Source organism: Arthrobacter sp. (assembly GCF_031988865.1).
Classification (GTDB): domain Bacteria; phylum Actinomycetota; class Actinomycetes; order Actinomycetales; family Micrococcaceae; genus Arthrobacter_B.
Map to the genome: position 1 here is coordinate 1 of NZ_DALZXY010000145.1, position 4735 is coordinate 4735.

The 4735-nt window shown below is 65.3% G+C and carries 4 protein-coding genes; 2 read left to right on the forward strand and 2 right to left on the reverse strand.

The features are described 5' to 3' along the window. Both RTN46_RS16420 and RTN46_RS16425 read left to right on the forward strand, forming a co-directional pair. The coding region (locus tag RTN46_RS16420) for a 5'-nucleotidase C-terminal domain-containing protein (RefSeq protein ID WP_312182994.1) at positions 1-1443 on the forward strand (1443 nt) is incomplete at its 5' end. 171 nt (positions 1444-1614) lie between these two features. After that, positions 1615-2481, forward strand: coding sequence for an SDR family oxidoreductase (locus RTN46_RS16425; RefSeq protein ID WP_312182996.1), 867 nt, complete (start codon positions 1615-1617; stop codon positions 2479-2481). 30 nt (positions 2482-2511) lie between these two features. Here RTN46_RS16425 and ctaD read toward each other — a convergent pair whose 3' ends face one another. Both ctaD and RTN46_RS16435 read right to left on the reverse strand, forming a co-directional pair. Then, the gene (gene ctaD / locus RTN46_RS16430; RefSeq protein WP_312182998.1) at positions 2512-4263 is read right to left on the reverse strand and encodes a cytochrome c oxidase subunit I; all 1752 of its coding nucleotides are present in this window, start codon (positions 4261-4263) and stop codon (positions 2512-2514) included. Positions 4264-4396: 133 nt separating this feature from the next. Then, a partial coding sequence (locus RTN46_RS16435) for a nitronate monooxygenase (RefSeq protein WP_312183000.1) occupies positions 4397-4735 on the reverse strand: 339 nt, incomplete at its 5' end.

Sequence of the window (4735 nt, forward strand, 5' to 3'; positions counted from 1 at the left end):
GGCCTGGCCGACGTCATCATTGCCGAATACCACGAGGGCGCAGGAGCGGGCACGCCCGACGGCGCCACCTTGGAAGAGGAGCTTGCCGGCGGCGGTGCCTTCGCGGAGATCGTGACGGAAACCAGCGCGCTGGTGGACGCCATCTACACCGGACACACGCACAAGCAGTACGCGTGGGATGCTCCGGTTCCCGGTGTGGAGGGCAAAACCCGTCCGGTGGTCCAGACCGGTTCGTACGGTGAGTTCATCGGTCAGATCGAGCTGGAGTACAACGCCGAGACGGACGAGGTGCTTTCCTACACCGCCGGTAACGTCGCGCGGACCACCACCCCCGCTGCCGACCTGGTGGCGGCCTACCCGGCCGTCGCCGAGGTCAAGCGGATTGTCGACGCCGCCCTGGCCTACGCAGCAGAGGTTGGCAACCAGCCGGTCGGCTCGGTCACCGCCGACATCACCACGGCCTTCACCGGCACCAACCGCGATGACCGGTCCAACGAATCCACACTGGGCAACCTGGTGGCCGATTCGCTGCTCTCCTCGCTGGCCGCTCCCGAGCGCGGCGGTGCCGAAATCGGCATCACCAACCCCGGCGGGCTGCGGGCGGAGCTCTACTACGGACCGGACGGCGTCATTACCTACGCCGAAGCCAACGCCGTGCTCCCCTTCGTGAACAACCTGTGGACCACCACGCTCACCGGGGCCCAGCTGAAGGCGGTGCTGGAGGAACAGTGGCAGCCGGACGGCAGCTCCCGTCCGTTCCTGGCCCTGGGCCTCTCCGATAACGTCACCTACACCTACGACCCGGACCAGCCCCGCGGCTCCCGGATCCAGGCCGTGACGATCAACGGTGCACCCCTGGATACGGCCCGGGCCTACCGGGTGGGCACGTTCAGCTTCCTGGCCCAGGGCGGGGATAACTTCACCACTTTCCGCCAGGGCACTGATACCCGGGATTCCGGGCTGATCGACCGGGATGCGTGGATCAGCTACCTGCAGGCCAACAGCCCGGTGTCCCCGGATTTCGCCCGCCAGGGCGTCATCACCAAGGGTGCTCCCGCCACGGCAAAGGCTGGTTCCGCAGTGGCCTTCACGGTCCAGAAGCTGGACCTGACCTCGCTGGGCAGCCCGGCCAACACCACGCTGGCGGTGGGCTGGGTACCCACCGGGGGAACCGCCGTCGCACTGGGTTCCGTCCCGGTGTCCGGTGGTGCAGCAAACGTCACGGCCACCCTGCCGGCGTCGGCCTCCGGCACCGGATCCCTGGTCCTGACAGCTGCTTCGTCGGGTACCACGGTGACCATCCCGGTCACGGTTGAGGCCGGCCCGGAACAGCCGACCTGCAAGCGGCCCATCCCGCCGAAGAACTGGTGGGATGTCCGCGGCTGGCTGAAGTACGCGATCGATTACGCGCGGTACCTGATCTGCGTGAGCGGCCGCGGCTAGTCCGCACCGCCAAGCACACGGAAGCGGCACTGTCCGGGCCCCGGGTCCGGACAGTGCCGCTTCTGTGTCACCGGCGGGCAAGGGCTGGGCTACCGAACCGCGCAACCTGTCGATCAAGCGGGCCGGGGGACGTAAGGTAACGGCATAGCCAGGCGTCGGAGGATCCAGACCATGACCCAGAACCAGGCAATGAGGGGCCGGACCGTGCTGGTCACCGGTGCCACCGGAGGAATCGGCAAGGCGACAGCGCTCGGGTTGGCAGCCATGGGCGCGCAGCTGGCGATCACGGGGCGAGACCAAGGACGTACAGAGGCGGCCGCGCAGGAGATCCGCGCAGCTGGCAGCAGACAGGTTGACGTTTTTGTCGGCGATATGTCGTCGCAGGCGGACGTTCGGCGAATGGCCGGGGAGATTTTGGCGGCACTCCCCCGTATCGACGTGCTGGTCAACAACGTCGGAGGATACTGGAGCACCCGGCATGTAACCGCCGACGGTCTCGAGCACACCTTTGCCCTAAACCACCTGGCACCGTTCCTGCTGACCAATCTGCTGCTGGAGAGGCTGCAGGAGAGCGCGCCGGCGCGGGTCGTGACGGTGTCCTCGAACGCCCACACCCAGGGCCGGATCGACTTCGATGACCTCCAAGGCGAAAACTCCTACTCCGGCTCGCGCGCATACAACCAGTCCAAGCTCGCCAACCTCCTGTTCACCTACGAACTGGCCAGACGCCTGCAGGGCAGCCCGGTCACCGCCAATGCCCTGCATCCGGGAGTGGTGCGAACCTCCTTCGGGGCGGAGGACCCCGGGACTGTGCAGCGGGTCTTCGTTCCGTTGGCCCGGCCCTTTATGCTCAGCACGGAGAAGGGCGCAGCCACCTCGGTGCTGTTAGCGTCCGACCCGGAACTCGAAGGGGTGAACGGAGCCTTCTTCAGTAAGGGCAAACCACGCAAATCCTCCAAGGACAGCTATGACCGGCCCACTGCCGCACAGCTGTGGAAGGTGAGCGCGGACCTGACAGGCGTGGAGAGGGCCCGATAAACGTCGGTAATCGCCAGTGGTTATTGCCGGCTATTGCCGGGCATCCGGATTCTTCGGATCCTCGGAGCCCATATCCGCGGCGCCCAGGAGGCTGGCGGCCACTGAATCCGATTTCTCGTTGGCCCGCGGCTTCAGCTCCGGGTGGTGCAGGTCCAGGGCAGGGCGCTCGGACCGGATCCGTGGCAGGGAAGTGAAGTTGTGCCGCGGCGGCGGGCAGGACGTTGCCCACTCCAGCGAACCGCCGAAGCCCCACGGATCGTCAACCTCCACCTTCTTGCCGCGCCGCCAGGTGATGTACACGTTCCAGAAGAACGGAACCATGGAAAGGCCCAGGATCATGGAGCCGACGGTGGAGATCTGGTTCATCCCGGCGAAGTTGTCCTCCACCAGATAGTCCGCGTACCGCCGCGGCATCCCCAGGACCCCGAGCCAGTGCTGGATCAGGAACGTCGTGTGGAAGCCCAGGAAGAGCAGCCAGAAATGGATCTTGCCGAGGCGTTCGTTGAGCATCTTCCCGGTCCATTTTGGCCACCAGAAGTAGAAGCCTCCGAACATGGCGAACACCACGGTGCCAAAGACCACGTAGTGGAAGTGCGCGACCACGAAGTACGTGTCGGAGACGTGGAAGTCCATCGGCGGGGAGGACAGGATGATGCCCGTCAGGCCGCCGAAAAGGAAGGTGATCAGGAAGCCTATCGCCCACATCATGGGCGTCTCGAACGTGATGGTTCCACGCCACATGGTGCCGATCCAGTTGAAGAACTTCACCCCGGTGGGGACGGCAATCAGCATGGTCATAAAAGCGAAGAAGGGCAGGAAGACCGCACCGGTGACGTACATGTGGTGTGCCCAGACGGTCATTGACAGCGCCGCAATCGAAATCGTCGCAAAGACCAGGCCCTTGTAGCCGAAGATCGGCTTGCGGCTGAAGACGGGGATGATCTCGGAAATGATGCCGAAGAAGGGCAGGGCGATGATGTAGACCTCAGGGTGCCCGAAGAACCAGAACAGGTGCTGCCAGAGAATCGCTCCGCCGTTCTCCGGGTCGAAAATGTGTGCATCGAATTTCCGGTCCAGTCCCAGCGCGAACAGGGCCGCGGCCAGCGGCGGAAATGCCATCAGCACCATGATGGCTGTCACCAGGGTGTTCCACGTAAAGATCGGCATCCGCCACATGGTCATCCCGGGGGCGCGCAGGCAGATGATCGTCGTGACGAAGTTGACCGACCCCAGGATGGTACCGAAGCCGGACAGGGCGAGCCCAAAGACCCAGAGATCACCTCCGATTCCCGGTGAAAAGGCGGTGTTTGCCAGCGGGGCATAGGCGGTCCAGCCGAAGGAGGCTGCCCCCTGGGGAGTAATGAACCCGGAGACCGCAATCAGCGAACCGAACAGGAAGAACCAGTACGCCAAGGCGTTAAGCCGGGGGAAGGCGACGTCGGGAGCCCCGATCTGCAGCGGCATCATCACGTTCGCGAACCCGGCAAACAGCGGTGTCGCGAACATCAGCAGCATCAGCGTTCCGTGCATGGTGAACAGCTGGTTGTACTGCTCCCGCGAGGCGACGATTTCCAGGCCCGGCTGGAAGAGCTCGGCGCGGATGATCAGTGCCATCACGCCGGCCAGGCAAAAGAAGGCAAACGACGTGATCAGGTAGAGGTAGCCGACGGTCTTGTGATCGGTGGTGGTCAGCCATTTGACCACCATCCGCCCCTTGGAGATGGGCACCACCCGCGGCGGTACCGCCGTTCCGTCGTCGGCCGTGTACTTGAGAGAAGACATCAGCGCCACCTTGGGTCCGCGGAAAGTTCTGCCCCGGCCGCCGCCCCTGATCAACGCAGGCCAGTCTGCCTTGAATCGTAGGACTCCACCCGAAGGCAGTCCAGAGAACGGACAGCCTTTTGCCTCGGAGGGCTCAGGGTTCCAGGTCTGCGAGGAGCTCACCGAGGGGCAGGGCCCTGGCTGCCCGGAACCCGGTGCCTGCCCAGAGGTTTACCGCCGAGCTGTCGCCGGCAGCTGCTGCGGCCGCACGGATGGGTTTGGTCAGGTGGTGCAGGGCCGGGTAGCCGGAAGGGGCGCCGGCGTCGTGCTCGCGGAGAAACCGGTTCCGCAGCCCGCGGGCATAGCGGCCGGTGAACGCGCGGGTGAGGACGGTCGCATCAAACCCGGGATCGGCCAGCGCATCCTTGTGGGTCTGGGATGCCCCGCTTTCCGGGCAGCGGAGCACCGCCGTCCCGACGGCGACGGCGGCAGC

What these genes read in the sequence shown, in the direction of transcription:
- RTN46_RS16425 (WP_312182996.1), top strand. Translation starts at nt 1,615, where the DNA reads ATGACCCAGAACCAGGCAATGAGGGGCCGGACCGTGCTGGTCACCGGT.
- ctaD (WP_312182998.1), bottom strand. Translation starts at nt 4,263, where the DNA reads ATGTCTTCTCTCAAGTACACGGCCGACGACGGAACGGCGGTACCGCCG.